This window comes from Streptomyces sp. NPDC045022 (assembly GCF_056432605.1).
This window is the reverse complement of the sequence record NZ_JBWKIR010000005.1, coordinates 339136-360841: the sequence shown is the minus strand read 5'-3', so window position 1 is coordinate 360841 and position 21706 is coordinate 339136. Positions and strand designations below refer to the sequence as shown.

Genomic DNA, 21706 nt, shown 5'->3' with positions numbered 1-21706 from the left:
CGGTGACGGGCCGTTCGTGACGTTTTCGGATGTGTACGCATGTGCGCGTGCACGCGCGAGGGCGCGTGTTCTCAGATGGCGGCCTTCTTGAGTCTGCGGCGTTCGCGCTCGGACAGGCCGCCCCAGATGCCGAAGCGCTCGTCGTTGGCGAGGGCGTACTCGAGGCACTCGGAGCGGACCTCACAGGCGAGGCAGACCTTCTTCGCCTCTCTGGTGGAGCCGCCCTTCTCGGGGAAGAAGGACTCGGGGTCGGTCTGGGCGCACAGCGCGCGCTCCTGCCAGCCGAGTTCCTCGTCCGCGTCGTCGACCAGCAGTTGCTGCACCAGCTCGGTCATGTGCGCCCCTCGTCTGTCTTCAACGTCCCCGTGCGTAGCCGTTACCGATTTCGGCTGAACGACACGAGTGAAATTACAAGTGTGCTGCTCCGGGCGAGTCAAGCCGAGATCTGCTATTGGGCCCGTTATTCACTCTGCGGAACCAAGGCCGTGCGGAAAGTGTTCAAATCGCCATAAACCTTGACACACAAACGAGACCCGAGAGGCGACCGAATCCCGTACAGGTCTCTGTACGTAGGAGGACGCCCCCGTGTTCGATCGCGTTCCGCGAGGCTCGCGCGCTCGGATGTGCCCCATGTGTCCCGGCATCCCGGTGAACAAACCTTTCACCTGACAGATGAACCGGATGAGGTGAAACATGTCCCACATACCGGGCGCCGAGTTGACACTGCGAGTGTGAACCGGTGTCCTAGTGGGCATGCTCGCGAACTTGGCACTCACCTCGACCCGCACCGCCGGGTCCCATGGTGCCGCCCGCGCACGCTGTAGCTGTTGTCGCTGTTCCAGCTGTTGAGCCACGCTCGCTCCGGCTGTTCCCGAGTCCATCCCGACTCGGTCGCGTTTCCCTGTCGGTGATCCCTCATCCAGGGCATCCCGCCCGCCCGTGACCCGGGCGGACCGTACGCGTCACCCCAGCTCCGGCCCCCCACATCTCCCGCCGAGGACCACCGACCGATGAACAGCGACAACGACCTCCAGATCGCCGGCGACATCCTCGAAGTCCCGCACCTGCTCCAGCCGCCGCGCGAGCACCCGGCCACCGTCGCCGAGTTCGCGGGGCTCGCCCGCTCGATCGCCGCCGACCGCTCCCAGTGGGCGCACCTGGTCCGCTACGACGCCACCACCCGCTGGTACCACCGGCTGCGCACCGGCCCCGGCTACGAGGTGTGGTTGCTGTCCTGGGTGCCGGGACAGGGCAGCGGACCGCACGACCACGGCCGCTCCTCCGGTGTCCTCACCGTCCTGGAGGGCACCCTCACCGAGCGCACCGAGCGGGGCACGCGCGCGCTGGCGGCGGACGCACAGCGGGTGTTCGCGCCGGGGTACGTGCACGAGGTGGTGAACGACGCGCTCGAGCCGGCCGTGAGCCTGCACGTCTACTACCCGGGCCTGACCGAGATGCCGATGCACGCCTCACCGCACTGCGAGGCGCGCACCGAGCCGCGTGCGGTGTCGGCCTGACATCTTTCCCGCCTCCGACGCGCCGACTGCCTGACGCGTTGTCGTACCCGCCTGCGAGACTTGGCCCATGCGCATTGTGGTTCTGGCAGGCGGCATCGGTGGTGCCCGTTTCCTGCGCGGTCTGAAGCGGGCCGTGCCGGACGCGGACGTCACCGTGATCGGCAACACCGGCGACGACATCCACCTCTTCGGGCTGAAGGTCTGCCCGGACCTGGACACGGTGATGTACACGCTGGGCGGCGGCATCAACGAGGAGCAGGGCTGGGGGCGGACCGACGAGACCTTCCACCTCAAGGAGGAGCTGGCGGCCTACGGCGTGGGCCCGGACTGGTTCGGGCTCGGCGACCGGGACTTCGCCACGCACATCGTGCGGACGCAGATGCTGGGCGCCGGTTATCCGCTGAGCGCGGTCACCGAGGCTCTGTGCGACCGCTGGAAGCCGGGCGTGAAGCTGATCCCGATGACCGACGACCGCGTGGAGACGCATGTCGCGGTCGAGGCCGACCGTGAGCGCAAGGCCGTCCACTTCCAGGAGTACTGGGTGCGGCTGCGGGCCTCCGTACCCGCCGAGGCCGTGGTCCCGGTCGGCGCCGAGCAGGCCAAGCCCGCGCCGGGCGTCCTGGAGGCCATCGCCGAGGCCGACGTCATCCTCTTCCCGCCGTCCAACCCGGTCGTGTCCATCGGCACGATCCTCGCCGTGCCCGGCATCCGGGAGGCCATCGCGGACGCGGGCGTGCCCGTGGTCGGCCTGTCCCCCATCGTCGGGGACGCGCCCGTGCGCGGGATGGCCGACAAGGTGCTCGCCGCGGTCGGCGTGGAGTCCACGGCCGCCGCGGTCGCCGAGCACTACGGCTCCGGGCTGCTGGACGGCTGGCTGGTGGACACGGTGGACGCGGCCGTGGTCGATCGGGTCGAGGCGGACGGCATCCGCTGCCGGGCCGTACCGCTGATGATGACCGATGTGGACGCGGCCGCGCAGATGGCCCGGGAGGCACTGGCACTGGCCGAGGAGGTGCGGGAGGCGTGAGCGAGGAGCGCCCGGAGTACACGGTCCGGGCCCTGACGGGCATTCCGGAGGTGCAGCCGGGCGACGATCTCGCCAAGCTGATCGCCGCCGCCGGGCCCGGTCTGGCGGACGGAGACGTGCTGCTCGTCACCTCCAAGATCGTCTCCAAGGCCGAGGGCCGGATCGTGCGGGCGGCCGACCGGGAGGCGGCCATCGACGCCGAGACGGTCCGGGTCGTGGCCCGGCGCGGCCCGCTGCGCATCGTGGAGAACCGGCAGGGCCTGGTCATGGCCGCCGCGGGGGTCGACGCCTCCAACACCCCCGCCGGCACCGTGCTCCTGCTGCCTCGGGACCCGGACGCGTCCGCGCGCGCGATCCGCGCCGGCCTGCGCGACGCCCTCGGCGTCAACGTCGGTGTCGTCGTCACCGACACTTTCGGGCGTCCCTGGCGCGCGGGGCTCACGGACGTGGCGATCGGCGCCGCCGGGGTGCGCGTGCTGGACGATCTGCGCGGGAGCACGGACGCGTACGGCAATCCGCTCAGCGCGACCGTCGTGGCCACGGCGGACGAGCTGGCCGCCGCGGGTGACCTGGTCAAGGGCAAGGCGGCCGGGCTGCCGGTCGCCGTGGTGCGCGGACTGCCCCACGTGGTGGACGGCGGGGGTGACGGGGACGAGGGCGGTGAGGGCGCGCGGGCGCTGGTGCGCTCCGCGCGCGACGACATGTTCCGGCTCGGCACCTCCGAGGCGGTCCGGGAGGCCGTCGCCCAGCGGCGCACGGTACGGGCCTTCACCGATGAACCCGTGGACCCCGGCGCGGTACGGCGCGCGGTGGCGGCGGCGGTCACCGCGCCCGCCCCGCACCACACCACACCGTGGCGGTTCGTGCTTCTGGAGTCGGAGGAGTCCCGGACACGGCTGCTGGACGCGATGCGGGACGCCTGGATCGCCGACCTGCGCCGGGACGGCAGGAGCGAGGAGTCCATCACCAAGCGGGTCCGCCGCGGGGACGTCCTGCGCAACGCGCCCTACCTCGTCGTGCCGTGCCTCGTCATGGACGGCTCCCACCGTTACGGGGACGCGCGGCGGGACGGCGCCGAGCGGGAGATGTTCGTCGTCGCGATGGGCGCGGGCGTGCAGAACTTCCTGGTCGCGCTGGCCGGGGAGCGGCTGGGCTCGGCGTGGGTGTCGTCCACGATGTTCTGCCGGGACGTGGTGCGCGAGGTGCTCGGGCTGCCGGCGGAGTGGGACCCCATGGGCGCGGTGGCGGTCGGCCATCCGGCGGAGGAGCCGAGAACGCGGCCGGAGCGGGACGCGGGGGCGTTCGTCGAGGTGCGGTGAGTTCTGCGCGTGGGCGAGTTCGGCGCGTGGGCGCCGCGCGGGTTCCGCGCACTCGTTCCGCTACGACCGCCTAGTCTCGTAGGACAAGCCCCCGCACCCTAGGACCTCACCAGTGGCAGGACGTTTCGCCCCGCGTCCCACGCGTACGACCGTGCGCGGCGGGCAGGCCGGCGTACCCGCGGGGGCGGGCGCCGGGATACCGCGGCAGGCGACGGCACCGGTGCGGGTACGACGGTGGGTGCCGGACGGGCCGCTCGACCTCGGGCTGGTACTCGGGCCGCTCCGGCGCGGGCCCGGCGATCCGACGTTCCGGGCCACGGCGGACGGGTCCGTATGGCGGGCCACCCGTACCCCCGCCGGGCCGGGCACGCTGCGCGTGCGCGCGTACGACGGTGAGGTGCTCGGCGAGGCATGGGGGCCGGGTGCCGAGTGGCTGCTGGACCGGCTGCCCGAGTTGCTCGGCGCGGCCGACGACCCGGACGCGTTCGCGCCCCGGCACCGGGTGGTGGCGCTGGCGCGGCACCGCCGGCCGGGGTTGCGGCTGACGCGGACCGGGCTGGTTCTGGAGTCCTTGATCCCATCGGTGCTGGAGCAGAAGGTCACGGCCGATGAGGCGTACCGGGCGTGGCGGCTGCTCGTACGGAGGTTCGGGGAGCCGGCGCCGGGGCCCGCGGGGGTGAGTGAACGGCCGATGTGGGTGATGCCCGCGCCACGGACCTGGGCGTTGATCCCCTCCTGGGAGTGGCACCGGGCCGGGGTCGACGACAAGCGGGCCTCGACGATTCTGCGGGCCGTGCGGGTCGCTGCGCGGCTGGAGCAGGCCGTGGGGATGCCGGCGGCCGAGGCGCAGGCGCGGCTGGAGGTCGTGCCGGGGATCGGGCCGTGGACGTCGGCGGAGGTCGTGCAGCGCAGCCACGGGGCGCCGGATGCGGTGACGGTGGGGGATCTGCATCTGCCGGGGATCGTGGGGTGGGCGCTCGCGGGGGATCGTCATGCCGACGACGGGGTGATGCTTCGGTTGCTCGAGCCGTACGCCGGGCAGCGGCATCGGGCGGCTCGGCTGATTCTGCTGAGTGGGCATGTGCCGGCTCGGCGGGCGCCGAAGATGCCTCGGGTGGACATCGGGTTGCTGTGAGGCGCCCTGTGCCGGTGCCTTTCTTTCCCGACCGGCGCTTTCGTGGTTGCCCTGTGCCGTTCCCTGTCCTCGCCGACCCGCGCTTTCGTGGTTGACCTGTGCCGGTGCCTTCGGCTCCGCCGACTGTCTCGTGGTGCGCTGTGCTGTGGCTGAGCAGGGCGTCTGGCTGGGCCGTGCCGGTGGGGTGCCCTGCGCCGCGGGCGGCCGGGGGTCGGGTCGCTCACCGGCGCCGGTCGGGTGCCGCTGCGCCCACCCGTGCCGCCCCAGCGGCTCGACTGCCCGCAGCTGACCAGCTGGGCAGTTGGGCAGTTGGGGGGGACGGGTGCGCCGATTCGCGGGCAGCGGCACTGCCGCTCGGCTACTGGTCGGAGGAAAAGCGCACCGCGCCCGCCGGGATGCGGGCGTCGCACCACACCCGTACTCCCTCGCGCAGCTCGTTGTCGGCGCCCACGACCGCGCCGTCGCCGATCACCGTGCCGGTGAGGACGGAGCGTTCGCCGACGCGGGCGCGGGTGCCGATCAGGGAGTCGGTGATGACGGCGCCGGGTTCGATGACGGCACCGGGGAGGATGGTCGAGCCGAAGACGCGGGCGCCCTCCGCCACGAACGCGCCCTCGCCGACCACCGTGCCGCCCGTCAGCTTGGCGTCGGGAGAGACCGTCGCCGTGGGCAGGACGAGCCGGTCGCCGCAGCGGCCGGGGACGGCCGGGGAGGGGGCACGGCCGAGGACCAGGTCGGCCGAGCCGCGCACGAAGGCGGCCGGGGTGCCGAGGTCCAGCCAGTACGTGGAGTCGACCAGGCCCTGGAGGTGGGCGCCGGCGGCGAGGAGGCCGGGGAAGGTCTCCCGTTCCACGGACACCGGGCGCCCCGCCGGGATCGTGTCGATGACCGAGCGGCGGAAGACGTACGCCCCCGCGTTGATCTGGTCGGTGACGATCTCCGCAGGCGTCTGCGGCTTCTCCAGGAAGGCGAGGACGCGGCCGGTCCCGTCCGTCGGGACCAGGCCGTAGGCGCGCGGGTCGGTCACCTTGGTCAGGTGCAGGGAGATGTCCGCTCCCGTCGACTCGTGGGTGTCGACCAGGGCCCTGATGTCCAGGCCCGTCAGGATGTCGCCGTTGAAGATCAGCACCGGGTCGTCGGGACCGGAGTGCAGGCGGGAGGCCACGTTGCGGATGGCGCCGCCCGTGCCGAGGGGCTCGTCCTCGGTGACGTACTCGATGTGCAGGCCGAGGGCGGCGCCGTCGCCGAAGTAGGGCTCGAAGACCTCGGCGAGGTAGCTCGTCGCGAGGACGATGTGCTCGACGCCCGCCGCTCTCGCTCTCGCCAGCTGGTGCGTGAGGAACGGCACCCCGGCGGCCGGGACCATGGGCTTGGGAGTGTGCACCGTGAGCGGGCGCAGCCGGGTGCCTTTGCCGCCGACCAGGAGGATCGCTTCTGTCACCTGTCGTCTCTGCTTCCTGCCGGGACCGGCCGAACTACTCGTCACTACACGTTTCGGCCGGTCAGTGTATGCAGACCGTGCGACGACGCCCCGATGGCCGCGCGGTGTCCCGCGGGATCGGTGTGCGGATTCCCCCGGCCGGACCCGTCCGGCCCAGGCCGACCGCCGGCCATCCCCGTAGCCGCCCCCACCCGTTCCCCGACGGCGGTGAACGCGCTCCCCGGTCTCAGCGCCCCTGGTAGCGCGCCGCGTTGGAACGGGCCGTGCCGAGTTTGGCGTAGAGCGACTTGCCGGGGCACTCGGTGGCGTATCCGTCCCGATGGCCGGAGATCACATTCAGTCGCACGTTCTTCCCCTTGGGGTAGAGATTGCCACTACCCGACGTGAGATATGTCTTTCCGCGTGGATTGGCCCCATAGCCGATGTCCGGCCAGCCCATGCTCTTGACGTGGTAGCGGTGGATACCGCGGATGACGGAGGGGGCGGGAACACCCGCACTTGTCGCCCGAGCCCGTGTGGTGCACGAATGCCGCCTTGATCTTCTTCGTGCAGACGAACCCGCCGTCCGCGCGGTGACTCGTTCGCGCCCCAGCTCCGGCGCGTGATGATCCGCGGGCGCGGCCCGATGTACGGCTTGGCCCCCAACGGGCCCTTGAGCCGGGTGAGTTCCCGCTCGGGTGTGCCACCGGCCCAGCTCGGGGAATGAGCGCGAGGGCCGCGGCACAGGTGGCGCCGACCGAGGAAGCGACGAAGCGACGAGGCACCGATGGGGGAAGGGAGGAATCCACGCACGCCCATGATCTTGGACATAGTCACACAAATCTCCGCAACGGCGAACTGACGGGCCGTCGGGAAACGTTCCGCCGAACCGGTGGCCTCCGCGCTCGGTGCGCGCGCCCGCCCGCGCGTACCCTGTCCCGGGTGAACGCCACCGATCGCACCCCTGCCGACCTGCTGGCTTCCGCGCTCGCCGCGGACCCCGGCCGTCCTCTGGTGACCTTCTACGACGACGCCACGGGCGAACGCGTCGAACTGTCCGTGGCCACCTTCGCCAACTGGGTGGCCAAGACCGCCAACCTCCTTCAGGGTGACCTCTCCGCCGGCCCCGGTGACCGGGTCACGCTGCTGCTGCCCGCCCACTGGCAGACGGCGGTGTGGCTGCTGGCCTGTTCCTCGGTGGGCGCGATCGCGGACGTCGCCGGGGACCCGGCGGCGGCCGACGTGGTGGTCAGCGGGCCGGACTCGCTGGAGGCCGCGCGGGCTTGCCGTGGCGAGCGGGTCGCGCTGGCGCTGCGGCCGCTCGGCGGGCGGTTCCCGCAGCCGCCGGAGGGTTTCCTCGACTACGCCGTGGAAGTGCCGGGCCAGGGTGACCGGTTCACCCCGTTCGCACCGGTGGATCCGGAGGAACCGGCGCTCGTCGTGGCCGGCCGGGAGTTCAGCGGGGCCGAGGTCGTCGAGCTGGCCTCGGCGGGGGCGCCGTCGCTGGACTTGACCGGGCCGGGGTCCCGGATGCTGTCCGCTCTGCCGTACGACACGTGGGAGGGGCTCAGCGCGGGGCTGTACTCGCCGTTGGCCGCCGGGGGGTCCGTGGTGCTGTGCCGTCATCTCGGCCGGCTGGACGAGGAGGCTCTCGCCAAGCGGATCGAGAGCGAGAGGGTGACAGCGGTGCGGCGGTAGGGCCGCCCTCCGGGCGCGGTGCGTCGTGGCTGGTCGTGGCCACCCGGCGGAGCCGCGTATCGATACGGTCAGGTCGGCCGCGGTCCCCCACTCGGAGTAACACAAGGGGCCTTCGCCCACCTCCCCCGCCATCGTCGTAAGAGCAGCACGTGACGCTCGTACGCCATGAGGGGGTGCCCCGGCCGTGACCGACACCGCAGGCAAACCCCTCGGTCCCGGTCTCGGGGCCTCCGCCGCCGGGCAAGGGCTCGTACGGCGGCGTCGGCGGCGGTGGCTGAAAGGGTCGGCGCTGGGCGTCGCCGGACTTCTCGCCGTGGCCGCCGGGACCGGCTGGGCCGTCTACGCCAAGCTCAGTGCAAACATCACCACCGACGACGCGGCCGCCGCCGAGCTGGCCCGGTACGAGCGGGAGCGGCCCACCGCACTGGTGCGGGGCGCGCAGAACATCCTGCTGATCGGGTCCGACACGCGGGCCGGTGAGGGCAACAGCGAGTACGGGCGGGACCTGGGCAGTGAGCGGTCCGACACGACGATCCTGCTGCACCTGGCCGCCGACCGGCACAGCGCCACCGCGGTCTCACTGCCCAGGGACCTGATGGTGGACATCCCCGGCTGCCGGCGGGCGGACGGCAGCCGGAGCGAGCCGGTCTTCGCGATGTTCAACCACGCGTTCCAGGTGGGCGGTTCGGCGTGCACCATCCGTACCGTCGAGAGGCTGACGGACATCCGGGTCGACCATCACATGGTCGTCGACTTCAGCGGGTTCAAGGAGATGGTGGACTCCGTCGACGGGGTGCGGGTGTGCCTGAAGGAGCCCGTCGACGACAAGGCGGCCAAGGTGAAGCTGCCCGCGGGCAAGGTCACCCTCGACGGGGAGCAGGCGCTCGGTTACGTGCGGGCGCGCAAGTCGCTCGGCGACGGCAGCGACACCGAGCGGATGGAGCGGCAGCAGCTCTTCCTCGGCGCGTTCGTCGACAAGGTGCGGAGCAATGACGTCCTGCTGAACCCGGCGAAGCTGTATCCGGTGCTGGACGCGGCGACCTCCTCGCTGACCACCGATCCGGATCTGGCCAGTCTGCGCGGTTTGTACCAGTTGGTGCGCGGGCTGCGTGACATCCCCACCGAACGAGTGCAGTTCCTCACGGTGCCGAGGGAGTCGTACGTATACGACAGCAACCGTGACCAGCTCGTGGAGCCGGAGGCGGAGAAGCTGTTCGCGCGGCTGCGGATGGACCGGCCGGTGGCGGTGACCCCGGATCTTTCACAGGAGACTCCCAGGAAGAGCGGGGAGAAGGACGGCAAGAGCGACCCCTCCCCCGCCCCGACCTTCCGCGGAAAAACGGCCGCCGAGCACAGCTGCGAGTAAGACGATCATCAAGAAGACGAACTTTCGTTCAGAATATGAGGGGGATTGCCCAGTTGTAGGAAGGTCGAATTTGTCACCGGCGTCGCTCGACGCTGAACTGGGCGGATAGTGTGAGCGATCCGGTGCACCTGGCCGCGAGGTCCGTCCTGGGGCCGTGCACTGATTCACCGAGACCCGAGCGCCTGAAGGGGGAAGGCGCCGCGTGGCCCCGACGGAGGATTCGGACAACCGTGGACGCGCAAGGCCGTGGGCGGGCGGACAACATCGACCCCGCAGACCAGTGGGTACTCAATCCGAACACCGGCGAATACGAACTGCGACTGAGCCCTTCCCCAGCGCAGTCACCGGTCCCCGGTCCCCGGAGACCGGCTCAGGGCGGCGGCGGTGCGCCGCGCCGTCGTGACGACTCGGCGCCCGGCGGAACGCGTGAGACGCGCCGGGTACGTCCCGGCGACGTCCCCGCGCCGCGTACCCGGCGCCGGGGCGCCGAGCCGGAGGTGCCGCAGGGGCGGCGCGCGGCCCGGCGGCCGGTGAAGAAGACGTCGAAGGTGAAGAAGGCGCTGCTGTGGACCGGCGGGTCCATGGCCTTCGTGCTGGTCGCCGTGTCGGCCGCCGGATACCTGTACATAAGGCACCTGAACGGCAACATCACGTCCGTCTCCGACGACGGTGCGAGCACGGGCGGCTTCCGCAAGGACGAGGCGATCAACATCCTGCTGATCGGCACGGACAAGCGGACCGGCAAGGGCAACGAGGGCTACGGCGACGCGGGCAGCGTCGGGCACGCGGACACCAACATCCTGCTGCACGTCTCCAAGGACCGGTCCAACGCGACCGCGCTGAGCATCCCGCGTGACCTGATCGTCGACATCCCGGACTGCCCGACACAGCAGGAGGACGGCACCGAGAAGGTCATTCCGGGCTCGGAGGGCGCCCGTTTCAACACGAGCCTCGGGCAGGACGGCCGTACGCCGAGCTGCACCATGCGCACGGTGACCGAGCTGACCGGGATCAAGCCGGACGACTTCATGGTCGCCGACTTCAACGCGGTCAAGACGCTGACCGAGGCGGTGGGCGGTGTCGAGGTCTGCCTGGCCCACGACATCAACGACAAGGACTCGCACCTCAAGCTCTCCAAGGGCACGCACAACATCTCCGGGGAACAGGCGCTGGCGTTCGTGCGCACCCGGCACTCCGTCGGTTTCGGCGGGGACCTGAGCCGGATCGGGCTTCAGCAGCAGTTCCTGAGCGCGCTGATGCGCAAGCTGAAGGGGAACTCCACGCTCACCAGTCCGACGAAGATGCTGGACCTGGCGGAGGCCGGCACCAAGGCGCTGACCGTCGACGACAAGCTGGACAGCATCGGGAAGCTGAAGGACCTGGGGCTGGAGCTGGGCAAGCTCAATCCGAAGAACCTGACGTTCACGACGGTGCCGGTCGTCGACAACCCCGCGGAGAAGGTAAAGGCCACGGTCGTCCTCAACGAGACCAAGGCGCCCGCGGTCTTCGACGCCGTCAGGAACGACGTCTCCTTCACCGCGGTGAAGGAGAAGCAGAAGGCCGCGAAGGACGCCCAGGCCGCCCGGCTCAAGGGCAGCAAGGCGCCCGCCTCCGAGGTGCGGGTGCGCATCCTCAACGGGGGGGCCGTGGCGGGCAGCGCCCAGTCGGTGCTCAACTGGCTGCAGAACGACGAGGGTGTGACCAAGTCGGAGAACGCCGGAAACGCCCCGGCCGCACTGGCCAGGACCACGCTCGAGTACGCGCCCGACCAGGCGGACCAGGCACGCCGGCTGGCCGCCGTCATGGGGCTGTCCGGCTCCGCGCTGAAGCCCGGCAAGAGCGTGACCAACACCCAGGGCGTGCCGGCGATGACGCTGACCCTGGGCAAGGACTTCAAGGAGGCGGGCGTCTCCCTCACTCCCCCGGCGAAAGCACCCAAGGTCGACAAGTCGACGGCGGACAAGGTGCGGTGCGCCTCGTAGACACAGAGCGCCCGAAGGCACGGTCGCATTCACCGAACGAGTGCATTTCATATGAATGCGTATTCTGTGCGATGACCAGCGGATGGGGTGCGCCTCGTAGGTAACCCAATGGGCCCGTCATGCGTCTAACTGGACGCGGGACGGGCCCGTTGCATGGCGCAAGGGTGGGGAGGGCACGGAGTTGGCGCAGAGCGAGGTGCGCGGGGAGGCTCCTGCGGCCGAGGACACGATGTCGCTCACGCCGCAGGCCTCGGATGCGCCGGCGGGTTCCGGAGGGCGCGGCGGCCGGCGGCGGGCCGGCGGGACGAAGACCGACCGGCGCCGGCGCAGACGGCGCGCTCTGCGCTGGTCGGCGAGCGTGCTGGCGGTGGTGATACTCGGCACGGCCGGCGCCGGATACCTGTACTACCAGCACCTCAACGGCAACATCCAGAAGGGCAAGCGCAGCAGCGCCGACGACTCCAAGGCGCACCGGACCGAGCCGAACGCGGCCGGTCAGACACCGCTGAACATCCTTCTGATCGGTTCCGACAGCCGTAACTCCGACGAGAACGTGAAGCTCGGCGGCAGCAGGGACCACCGCGGCGACCCCCCGCTCGCGGACGTGCAGATGCTCATCCATCTCTCCGCGGACCGGCAGAGCGCGGCCATGGTCAGCATCCCGCGCGACACCCGGGTCGACATCCCCGAGTGCACGGACCCGGACACCGGCAAGGTCTACCCGGCGACCAACGACATCATCAACGTCAGCCTGGCCCGGGGCGGAGCCGGCTGCACGCTGGCCACCTGGGAGAACCTCACCGGGGTCTACATCGACCACTGGATGACGATCGACTTCTCGGGCGTGGTGCGGATGGGCAACGCCGTCGGCGGTGTCGACGTCTGCGTGCGGCAGAACGTCTGGGACCACCCGACGCCCAAGGTCCCCGGTGGCTCCGGCCTGAAGATGAGGGCGGGGACGCACAAGGTGAAGGGCGAGCAGGCCCTGCAGTGGCTGCGCACCCGGCACGCCTGGGGCAGCGACCTGATGCGGGCCCGCGCCCAGCACATGTACCTGAACTCGATGATGCGCACGCTCAGGAAGCAGAACGTGTTCACCGACACCGGGCGGCTGATGGACCTGGCGGAGGCGGCCACCAAGTCGCTGAAGGTCTCCGAGGAGATCGGCACGGTCAAGAAGCTCTACGACCTGGGCATGCAGCTGAAGTCGGTGCCGTCGGACCGCATCACGTCGCTGACCATGCCCAACGTGCCTGACCGGCTGGACGAGAACCACGTCGTACCGGACAAGGCCAACGCCGACAAGGTGTGGCAGATGCTCCAGGACGACGTGCCGTTCGACAAGAACGGCGAGAAGTCGGGGACGCGGGCGGCCGCGAGCAAGGAGCCGGCCAGGAAGCCCTCGCTCGACGCGAGCCGGCTCGGCGTGCTGGTGCAGAACGCCACCCGTAGCTCCACCGAGGCCCCGGTGTCGCAGCGGGCGCGGACGATCAGCGAGGCGCTCGTGCAGCAGGGCTACGGCAGGGCGGTCGCCGACACCTCGGGGGCGCTCTCCGAGGACAAGACGGTCGTGCGGTACCCGAGCGCGGACCTGGAGGGTGACGCCCAGGCGGTCGCCAGGACACTCGGCATCCCCATGAGCTCGGTGAAGAAGTCGACCGACGTGTCGGGGGTCACGGTCGTCGTCGGCGCGGACTGGCGCACCGGCACGTCCTACCCCAAGCAGTCCGCCCCGAAGGCCGGCGACCTGCCCGCGGGCAGCGACGCCGTCAACGGCTCGGACAACACGAAGTGCATGGACGTGTACGACGTCTACCGCTGGTAGCGGAGGCCGGCCGCCGGCAACGCTCGGGCCCCCTTCTCGACGGAGGAGGGGGCCCCTGTCGTTCACTCGGGGCTCCTTCGCGCAGGCGGAGGACCCGTGTGCTCAGGCGGCGTCCACGACCGCCGGCCGCCGGGAGGCGATGACCTTCTTCGCCAGGGACCTGGGGCTGGTCAGGAAGCCCCAGCCCCACGACATGTGCATGGTGGCCAGCGCCACCGGGATCTGCAGGCGGGCCTTGAGGGGCAGGCCCCTGCCCGCCGGGACGGAGCCCGCGACGATGGCCGCCAGGTAACCGCCGGGGATCACCAGACCCCACGGGGTCAGCGTCACACCCACCACGAGGCCCGCGGCCAGCGCGCACACCGCCGTCGGCGGGGCGAGGTAGCGCAGGTTGATGGAGCCCGAGTGGTACCGGGCGACGACATGCCGCCAGCGTCCGTAGTCCTTGTACTGCTTGGCCAGCGCCCGCACCGAGGGACGCGGGCGGTACGACACCTTCAGCTCCGGCGAGAACCAGATCAGGCCGCCCGCCTCGCGGATGCGGAAGTTCAGCTCCCAGTCCTGGGCGCGGATGAACTCCTCGTTGTAGCCGCCCTGTTGCTCCAGGGCCTCGCGGCGGAACACACCGAGGTAGACCGTCTCGGCGGGGGCGGCCTGGCCGCCGGTGTGGAAGGCCGCGTTACCGACGCCGATCTTCGAGGTCATCGCGGCGGCGACCGCGTGCTCCCAGTCGTTCTCGCCCTCGGCGTGCATGATGCCGCCGACGTTCTGCGCGCCGGTCTCCTCCAGGAGCCGCACGGCGGTGGCGATGTAGTTCGGGGAGAGCATGCCGTGGCCGTCGACGCGGACCACGATCGGATGCCGGGACGCCTTGATCGCCGCGTTCAGCGCGGCGGGCGTGCGGCCGGTCGGGTTGGGGACGGTGTGCACGCGGGAGTCTTCGGCGACCAGCTCGGCGGCGATCTCGTCCGTGCGGTCCGTGGACGGACCGAGGGCGATCACGACCTCCATCTCGCCGGCGTACTCCTGCGCGAGGATCGCTTGGACGGCCCCGCGCAGATGCCGCTCCTCGTTGAGGACGGGCATGATCACGGAAACAGCGGGGAGCCGCACGTCGGGCTTGGCGTTCATAGGACGCTCACGTTACCGCGAACGGGGGACACCGGTGCGCGCCGCCGGCGCCGGGACGCGGGCTGGAGATCGTATCGGCCTACTGTGCTCACGGATCCCACGTACGGCCTCGTCCGGAGGTGTCCTCCTTGTCCAGCCCGCCTCGGTCCCCCTCGCCCACCGCCGAAAGCGGGGGAGACATCCCCAGGCCACAGCGCCGTCCGCGGCCGCCCCGCCGGGTGCCGCGCCCGCCCGAGCGGCCTGTCAGGTCCGTCCGGCCGCCCAGACGTCCGCGCTGGGCCATGCGGGCGATCACCACGTTGTCCGTGGTGGTGCTCGCCTCCGCCGGCATCGGGCACGCCGTCGTCACCAGCCTGGACGCGGGCATCGCCCGGATCGACGCCTTCAAGGACATGAAGAACCGGCCCCGCGCCGGTCATGGCATGAACGTTCTGCTGGTCGGTACCGACAGCCGCGACAAGATCAGCCAGGAGGAGCGGCGCGCCTACCGGCTCGGCGGCCAGCCCTGCCACTGCACCGACACGATGATGATCGTGCACATCTCGGAGGACCGGGAGCGGGCCACCGTGGTGAGCCTGCCGCGCGACTCCTACGCCGACGCGCCCGCACACGTCGACCAGAACACCGGCCGGCGGCACGGCCCGCACCCGATCAAGCTCAACGCGGCCTATGCCGAGGGCGGCCCCCAGCTGACCATCCGTACGGTCGAGAGCATGACCCATGTGAAGATCGACCACTACCTGGAGGTCGACTTCACCAGCTTCATGCGGACGGTGGACGTGCTCGGCGGGGTGCAGGTCTGCACGCCGACGCCGCTGAAGGACTCGTACGCCGGGCTCGACCTCGCGCCCGGCACGCACACCCTCGGGGGCGGGCAGGCGCTGCAGTACGTGCGGGCCCGGCACCTCGACGGGGCGAGCGACCTGGGCCGGATGAAGCGGCAGCAGCGGTTCCTGGCCGCGCTGATCGAGAAGACCACCTCCTCCGGGGTGCTGCTGAACCCGATCAAGTTCCGGGACGTGACCCGGGCGGTGCTCGGCTCGGTCCGCGCCGACGAGGGCTTCGGCACCGACGAACTGCTCGACCTGGGCCGGGCGATGCGCAACTTCCACCCGTCCTCCTCGGAGTTCACCACTGTTCCCATCGGGCAGATGAACTACCAGGTCAAGGGCATCGGCTCGACCCTGAAGTGGGACCCGGCGAGGACGGACCAGCTCTTCCGGTCGCTGCGCGACGACAAGCCGCTCAGCGTGGACCGCCCGCGCCGCGGACCCACCGCGGCACCGGTGGACGCGGACCCGCGGCAGATCCGGGTCATGGTGGCGAACGGCACCGGCACCATCGGGCTCGCCAAGCGGGTCGACGCCGCGCTCGCGGCGACCGGCTTCGCCACCACCCACCGGCCGGTGACCGCGCCGGCCCACGTGAAGCGCACGGTGATCTCCTACGACACCCGGTGGGACCACTCCGCCCGCTCCCTGGCCGTGGCCCTGCCCGGCAGCGAGCTGCGCGCGGTGCCGGGCCAGGGGCCGCTGATGAAGGTGACCGTCGGTGCCGACTTCAAGGCGGTGCGCAAGGTGCGGTTCGAGAACCCCGGACAGCCGGAGCAGAGCGTGGTGCGGGGCAACGAGGTGGTGTGTTCCGGGAACGACTAGGTGTATCGAGCCGCAGCGTTGTTTACGCGGCTGATGGGTGGGCCGCCGAGTGCGGTGTGGCAGCGGTGGTGGTTGCAGGTGTGCAGCCGGGAAGGGGCGGGGCCGTGCGCCGGACGCGTCATGAGGCGCACTTCACCTGGTCCGCCGTCGTCTTCGGCACGGACGGGGCCGTCGCCGGGCCGGTGAGCGGTACGCCCGCGCCCTTGAAGTCGGCGCCGAGCCTGAGCACCATCGCGGGCAGCCCCTGTGCGTTGGTCTCGCTCTTGCCGGGCTTCAGGGCGGAGGCCGGGAGCCACATGAGGTCGGCCAGTTCGCGGGCCTGGGCGGCCTGGCCGGGCGCGTACTGCAGGGTCGTCTTCTTCTGGGACGCGCCGGCGTTGCCCAGCTGGCTGGACTTGGTCACGCCCTTCTCGGTCTGCAGCCAGGACAGCGTCGTCTGGGCGGAGCCGCCGGGCGCGCCCGCGTTGTAGAGGTCGACCCGGACGTCGCCGGGGGCGGAGCGGGCGCCCCTGAGCTTGGCGGCCTCCTGCGCCTTCTGCTTCTTCTTCACCTCGGTGAAGGAGACGTCGTCCTTGATCATGGAGAAGATCTGCTGCGCGGGCGCCTCGTCCTCGACGACGGTCTTGTGGATCCGGCCGTCGGCGGGGTTGTCCCGGACCGGCAGCGTGAGGAAGGAGATGTTCTTCGCCGGTACCTTCTTCAGCTCCATGGCCACGTCCTTGAGCGTGGTGATGTGGCCGATCCCCTTGTCCACGGTGAGTGCCCTGGTCGCCGTCTCCGCCAGGCCCACGAGCTTGCTGGGACTGGTCAGCGTGTCGTCGGACTTCATCTTGCGGAACAGGGACCCGAGGAACTGCTGCTGGACCTTGATGCGGTCCAGGTCGCCGAAGTTGCCCCAGCTGTACCGGGTGCGGACGAAGGCCAGGGCCTGCTCGCCCTCGATCTTCGACGGCCCCGCGGGCAGGTCCAGGTGCGACTTCTTGTCCTTCACGGCGTGTGTCAGGCAGACGTCGACGCCGCCGACGGCCGTGGTCAGCGTCTTCACGGCGTTGAAGTCGGCCATCATGAAGTGGTCGACCTGGAGTCCCTCGCCGAGCTTCGCCACCGTGCGGACCGTGCAGCCGGGGTCGCGGCCCAGCTGGCCGAGGCTGGTGTTGAACCGTATGCCCTGCGTACCGGGGATGGTCTTGAGCGAGCCGTCCGGCTGCTTGGTGAGGCAGGCGGGTATGTCGGTGATCAGGTCCCGGGGAATGCTGAGCGCGGTGGCATTCGTCCGGTCCTTCGAGACGTGCAACAGGATCGTGGTGTCCGCGTGGCCGACGCTGTTGGCATCGCCGTAGCCGGAGTCGCCCGTGCCCTGGCGCTTGTCGGTGCCGATCACCAGGATGTTGAACGCCTCGTCCTTGCTGAAGGAGTCACTGGTGGCGCCGGCGGTGTCGGTCGTGGTGATGTTGCCGTCGAGGTGTCTGAGGTAGAGGTAGACGCTGCTCGCGCCGGCGACCAGGACGAACGCCAGGGTGCCGCCGGTCCACAGCAGAATCCTTTTGCCCCGGGACTTCTTCCGCGCCTTGCGCTGGTTGCGCCCGGTGGCGCGGCGGCGGCCCGGCACCACGGGTTCCGGTGCCGGATCCCGAGCGGGCTCCGGCGCCGAACGGGGCCCGGGCACGGTGGGCCGCCCGGCGGAGGTGTCCGGCTGCCGCAGCTCGTACTCACCCGTGCGCGGATCGAGCACCCACTGGTCCGCGGGGTCGATGTCGTCACCACTGCCACGGCCCGGTGTGTCCACGCCTCTGCCCCCCGTCGGGGCCACCCGCCGAGTGCCCCGCCCCACTCTCCATCTGTCGGACGGCGAGCGGCCGCACGGCCACCCACCGGATCGCACACACTATCCGCACAGTCCTTCGGCAGGCGACCGCCGTGATACTTCCCACTCCCGTACAACCCCGTTGAACGGGCGGGGATTTGCTAGTCGTCGAAGCCCTCGGCCGCGCGCTTCTCGCGGAGTTCGCGGATCGCCCGGCGGCGGGCCAGGCGGTGGGTGCGGCGGATCTGGGCCTCCTGGTAGCGGCGGCGGTCGCGGTCGGCTTCCGGCACCACCGGCGGTACCCGGCGCGGCTTGCCGTCGGCGTCGACGGCCGCGAAGACCAGATAGGCCGAGCCGACCTGGGTGGCCGGGGCCGACTCGTTCCAGCGCTCGGCGAGGACCCGGACGCCGATCTCCATGGAGGTCCGGCCGGTCCAGTTCACCTGCGCCTTGACATGGACCAGGTCGCCGACGCGGACCGGCTCCAGGAACACCATCTCGTCCATGGACGCGGTGACGGCGGGACCGCCGGAGTGCCGGCCGGCCACCGCGCCCGCCGCGTCGTCGACGAGCTTCATGATCACACCGCCGTGCACCGTCCCCAGCAAGTTGGTGTCGTTGTGGGTCATGATGTGGCTGAGGGTGGTGCGCGAGGCGGACGTGGGCTTGCCCGGGATGCCGGGTTCCATGTCCGTGGCCTGGTCTGTCATGCCCTCCACCTTATGCCGAAGCGACATTCGCGGAATTTGTGTCAGCTTCGCAACAGCGCCGCTCTGATTTTCCGACATCCCTTGTAAGGCACACCGCGCCACACTGCACACTGGGGCGCATGAATGACTGGCCCCAGGGATGGTCCGACGACAACCGCGGCCCGCGCTACGGACGCGGCAGCGCCGGCGCGCGGCCGGAGGGTGCCCGCGTGATGCGTCAGGTGCGGCGCGGCCCGGGGGTGCCCCCGCCCGGGCAGGGCTCCGGGTACGGCGACCCCGGCCCGTCGGCACCGCCGTACGGGGCCGGTGTCCCGCAGCAGCCGTCGTACGTCGACGGCCAGGGGTACGACGAGGGCCCCGGCTACGACAGCGGCTACAACACGGGACAGGTCTACGGCGGCCCCGGCGGCCGCGGGCCGGGCGGACCGGAGGGTGCGCCCACCCGGGCGCCGCGCCCCGCGCCGAACTGGCGGCGCCGGATCAAGTGGACGGCGATCACGCTGGCGACCGTGCTGGTCGTCACATCCGTGGCGACGTACTTCTGGGCCGACTCCAAGCTGCGCCGCGAGGTCGACCTGTCGAAGGTCATCGACCGGCCGGAGGGCGGCGACGGCACGAACTACCTGATCGTCGGCTCGGACAGCCGTGAGGGCATGTCCAAGGACGACGAGAAGAACCTGCACACCGGAGGCGCCGAGGGCAAGCGCACCGACTCGATGATGATCCTGCACGTCGGCGACAACGGCGACACGCTGATCTCGCTGCCGCGCGACTCGGACGTGGTGGTCCCGTCGTACAAGGGCTCGACGTCCGGGAAGGTCTACCCGGCGCAGGGCCGGCACGCGAAGCTGAACGCGACCTACGCCGAGGACGGGCCGACGCTGCTGGTGCGCACGGTCGAGTACAACACCGGCCTGCACATCGACCACTACGTGGAGATCGGCTTCCAGGGCTTCGCGAGCATCGTGGACGCGGTGGGCGGTGTCGAGATCAACATCGACAAGGGCTTCAAGGACAAGTGGTCGGGCGCCGACTTCAAGGCCGGCAAGCAGACGCTGAACGGCCGGCAGGCCCTCGCCTTCGTCCGCACCCGGCACGCGTTCGCCGCCTCGGACCTGCAGCGCACCAAGAACCAGCAGAAGTTCCTGGCCGCCCTGGCCCACCAGGTGGCCACCCCGTCGACGGTCCTGAACCCCTTCAAGTTCTACCCGACCATGGGCGCGGGCCTGGACTCCCTGATCGTCGACAAGGACATGGGCCTGTGGGACCTGGGCTCGATGTTCTGGGCGATGAAGGGCGTCAGCGGCGGTGACGGCACGTCCATGAACATGCCGATCTCCGGTTCCGCGGGCGGCAACCTCGTCTGGGACAAGGCGAAGGTGAAGACCCTCGTGAACGAGCTGAACAACGACCAGAAGGTCACCGTCTCGGGCAACTAGCGGAGCCGAGCAGCGCCACATGGGGAAGGGCCAGCCGCCCTTCCCCATCGGCGTCCCCGCGCGCGAAGGCGACGCACAGCCGCTCGTACTCCCGCCGGATCCGGGCCACGGTCCGCGCGTCCTGAGCGGTGACGACCAGCCCGACGGTGGCCACCGCGCCGACTGCCCCGCCCCACCACTCCTCGACGGTCGTCCGGTGGTCCCAGGCCAGTTCAGCGGCCTCGGCGCCGGCGAAACCGGCCTCGGCGAGCAGCCCGGCCAGCCCCTCGGCGGTCCGGGTGAAGTCCTCGGCGGGGTCCAGCCGCGGCAGGTACGGCGGCGGCACCGCCCCGCCCGCCGCGCACGCGTTGCCGAGCAGGTCCTGCCCTGCCCCTCGGCGGGCGCCCCACAGGGTCAGGGCCAGCCGGCCTCCGGGACGCAGCACGCGCCGCAGTTCGGCGAGGGCGGCCCGCGGCCGGCCCACGTGGTTCAGTACGAAGTTGCCGACCACGGCGTCGAACTCACCGTTCCGGAAAGGCAGTTCGGGCAGTACGGCGGTCTCGGCGGCGACGCCGCGCCGGCCTGCCTCGGCCACCATCCCGGGGTCGGCGTCCACCGCCCGCACCGACGCGCCCCGCTCCCCCGCCGTGAGAGCCGCCGTACCGGTGCCGGTGCCGACGTCGAGCACCCGCGTCCCGGCCGAGACCCGGGCCGCGTCCAGCAGCGCGGGCACCGGGTACGCGCACAGCCGGCCGAAGCTCCCGGCGTACGCCTCGGCCCGGCCCGCCCACATCGACCGCTCGGCGGCGTCGAAGGCCACGGTCGCATCCGTCACGCTCATGGATCCCAGCCTGCCGTACAAAGGATCAAGGGCACCCGTGGGAGTGCCCTTGATCACGGTCGGGCCCCGTGGGTCAGATGCCGGCGCCCGCCATCGCCCGACAGGTGTCCGCGCAGCGGCGACACGCCTCGGCGCAGCGCATCATCTGCTGGTCGTCCGGCATGGACATACACGCCTCGGCGCACATGTCGCAGACCTTCGCGCAGAGCGTGCACATCTCCACGGACATCGGCGAGCGCCGCATCATCATGTCGGCGCACATCCGGGTGGTCTCGGAGCAGTCCATGAGCGCGCGCATGATCTGCATCTGCTCCGGGCCGCCCTTCTGCATGCAGGAGCTCATGGTCTCCTCGCACATGCTGTGGCAGCTCATGCAGGCCTCGATGCAGTCCTGCATCTGCTGCGTGAGGGCAGGCATCATTCGGGACTGGGTCATGGCTCCTCCTCGGAGGCGGGGACCCGGACCGGGTCCCGTGTGCTTCCGTCCTACGTCCCAGGGCGCCGTCCCGCATGTCGGCTTACGGCTTTCGGCGGCTGAACGGCCCCGCTCGCCAGCCGCTGCGCCGCCCGCTCCCCGCGCCGGCCCACGGGCTCGACTCCCCATGCCGCGGCCAGACCGGCCGGCGGCATGTCGATGCGGACCGACTCGTACGAACCGGCCGGGACGATGTACGTCTCGTGCCGGATGCCCACGCCGCCCTTGCTGCTCCGCACGCGGCGGTTGAACGCCGCCCACGCGGGGCGATGCTGCCCGCCCTGGTCGGAGGCGTGGGCGACACCCGCAGTCGGCGGACCGACCTCAGCCGCGCGGACAGAGTCCCGGCCGCGACCCGCCGTCTCGAATCCGCGGGGGCCGCA

The 21706-nt window shown here is 71.2% G+C and carries 17 protein-coding genes and 2 pseudogenes; 10 read left to right on the top strand and 9 right to left on the bottom strand.

Annotation, left to right across the window (positions count from 1 at the left end):
* Positions 1-71: 71 nt before the first annotated feature.
* Complete coding sequence (locus AC07C1_RS12900; RefSeq protein ID WP_010986447.1) at positions 72-335, bottom strand: WhiB family transcriptional regulator; 264 nt, start codon at positions 333-335, stop codon at positions 72-74.
* A 675-nt stretch (positions 336-1010) separates the two neighbouring features.
* Between AC07C1_RS12900 and AC07C1_RS12895 the strand changes: the two genes are divergently transcribed.
* The 4 genes from AC07C1_RS12895 (at position 1011) to AC07C1_RS12880 (ending at position 4998) form a co-directional block, all read left to right on the top strand.
* Positions 1011-1517 carry a cysteine dioxygenase gene (locus AC07C1_RS12895; RefSeq protein ID WP_478938715.1) on the top strand — a complete coding sequence of 169 codons (507 nt, stop codon included), beginning with the start codon at positions 1011-1013 and terminating at the stop codon, positions 1515-1517.
* Positions 1518-1584: 67 nt separating this feature from the next.
* Positions 1585-2544 (top strand): 2-phospho-L-lactate transferase, encoded by a 960-nt coding sequence (cofD, locus tag AC07C1_RS12890; protein WP_478938714.1) that lies wholly within the window; start codon positions 1585-1587, stop codon positions 2542-2544.
* On the top strand, positions 2541-3863 hold the full coding sequence (locus AC07C1_RS12885) for a coenzyme F420-0:L-glutamate ligase (RefSeq protein ID WP_478938713.1): 1323 nt from the start codon (positions 2541-2543) through the stop codon (positions 3861-3863). Before cofD ends, AC07C1_RS12885 begins: the two co-directional genes overlap by 4 nt.
* A gap of 112 nt (positions 3864-3975) precedes the next feature.
* Entirely contained in the window at positions 3976-4998 is a 1023-nt protein-coding gene (locus AC07C1_RS12880) for a DNA-3-methyladenine glycosylase family protein (RefSeq protein WP_478938712.1), read from the top strand.
* A gap of 358 nt (positions 4999-5356) precedes the next feature.
* On the opposite strand, the gene manB is transcribed toward AC07C1_RS12880, so the two are convergent.
* Both manB and AC07C1_RS12870 read right to left on the bottom strand, forming a co-directional pair.
* Positions 5357-6439, bottom strand: coding sequence for a mannose-1-phosphate guanylyltransferase (manB, locus tag AC07C1_RS12875; protein ID WP_478938711.1), 1083 nt, complete (start codon positions 6437-6439; stop codon positions 5357-5359).
* Between the two features lie 226 nt (positions 6440-6665).
* Positions 6666-7114 (bottom strand): annotated as a pseudogene (locus tag AC07C1_RS12870) (peptidoglycan recognition protein family protein); the annotation flags it as partial.
* Between the two features lie 246 nt (positions 7115-7360).
* Here AC07C1_RS12870 and AC07C1_RS12865 point away from each other — a divergent pair.
* From AC07C1_RS12865 to AC07C1_RS12850, 4 genes are all read left to right on the top strand, one after another.
* Positions 7361-8116, top strand: coding sequence for a TIGR03089 family protein (locus AC07C1_RS12865; protein WP_478938710.1), 756 nt, complete (start codon positions 7361-7363; stop codon positions 8114-8116).
* A 184-nt stretch (positions 8117-8300) separates the two neighbouring features.
* Positions 8301-9482, top strand: coding sequence for an LCP family protein (locus AC07C1_RS12860; RefSeq protein ID WP_478938709.1), 1182 nt, complete (start codon positions 8301-8303; stop codon positions 9480-9482).
* 230 nt (positions 9483-9712) lie between these two features.
* On the top strand, positions 9713-11464 hold the full coding sequence (locus AC07C1_RS12855; protein WP_478938708.1) for an LCP family protein: 1752 nt from the start codon (positions 9713-9715) through the stop codon (positions 11462-11464).
* Positions 11465-11693: 229 nt separating this feature from the next.
* Entirely contained in the window at positions 11694-13289 is a 1596-nt protein-coding gene (locus AC07C1_RS12850) for an LCP family protein (protein ID WP_478938736.1), read from the top strand.
* Positions 13290-13391: 102 nt separating this feature from the next.
* Here the strand turns inward: AC07C1_RS12850 and AC07C1_RS12845 are convergent, their stop codons facing one another.
* Complete coding sequence (locus AC07C1_RS12845; protein WP_478938707.1) at positions 13392-14420, bottom strand: glycosyltransferase family 2 protein; 1029 nt, start codon at positions 14418-14420, stop codon at positions 13392-13394.
* A gap of 128 nt (positions 14421-14548) precedes the next feature.
* Here AC07C1_RS12845 and AC07C1_RS12840 point away from each other — a divergent pair, with 128 nt between their 5' ends.
* Positions 14549-16075 (top strand): LCP family protein, encoded by a 1527-nt coding sequence (locus AC07C1_RS12840; RefSeq protein WP_478938706.1) that lies wholly within the window; start codon positions 14549-14551, stop codon positions 16073-16075.
* A gap of 118 nt (positions 16076-16193) precedes the next feature.
* On the opposite strand, the gene AC07C1_RS12835 is transcribed toward AC07C1_RS12840, so the two are convergent.
* Together AC07C1_RS12835 and AC07C1_RS12830 are read right to left on the bottom strand one after the other, a co-directional pair.
* Entirely contained in the window at positions 16194-17861 is a 1668-nt protein-coding gene (locus AC07C1_RS12835; RefSeq protein WP_478938705.1) for an LCP family protein, read from the bottom strand.
* A gap of 179 nt (positions 17862-18040) precedes the next feature.
* A complete protein-coding gene (locus AC07C1_RS12830; protein WP_478938704.1) occupies positions 18041-18616 on the bottom strand; it encodes an acyl-CoA thioesterase in 576 nt (191 codons plus the stop codon).
* 92 nt (positions 18617-18708) lie between these two features.
* Between AC07C1_RS12830 and AC07C1_RS12825 the strand changes: the two genes are divergently transcribed.
* Positions 18709-20028 carry an LCP family protein gene (locus AC07C1_RS12825; RefSeq protein WP_478938703.1) on the top strand — a complete coding sequence of 440 codons (1320 nt, stop codon included), beginning with the start codon at positions 18709-18711 and terminating at the stop codon, positions 20026-20028.
* On the opposite strand, the gene AC07C1_RS12820 is transcribed toward AC07C1_RS12825, so the two are convergent.
* The 3 genes and pseudogenes from AC07C1_RS12820 to AC07C1_RS12810 all read right to left on the bottom strand — a co-directional run.
* Positions 20009-20848, bottom strand: a complete 840-nt coding sequence (locus AC07C1_RS12820; protein WP_478938702.1) for a class I SAM-dependent methyltransferase — start codon at positions 20846-20848, stop codon at positions 20009-20011. The two genes, AC07C1_RS12825 and AC07C1_RS12820, sit on opposite strands and share 20 nt — an antisense overlap.
* 73 nt (positions 20849-20921) lie before the next feature.
* A complete protein-coding gene (locus AC07C1_RS12815; protein ID WP_478938701.1) occupies positions 20922-21284 on the bottom strand; it encodes a four-helix bundle copper-binding protein in 363 nt (120 codons plus the stop codon).
* Positions 21285-21334: 50 nt separating this feature from the next.
* Positions 21335-21622: pseudogene (locus tag AC07C1_RS12810) on the bottom strand (monooxygenase family protein); the annotation flags it as partial.
* Positions 21623-21706 lie beyond the last annotated feature (84 nt).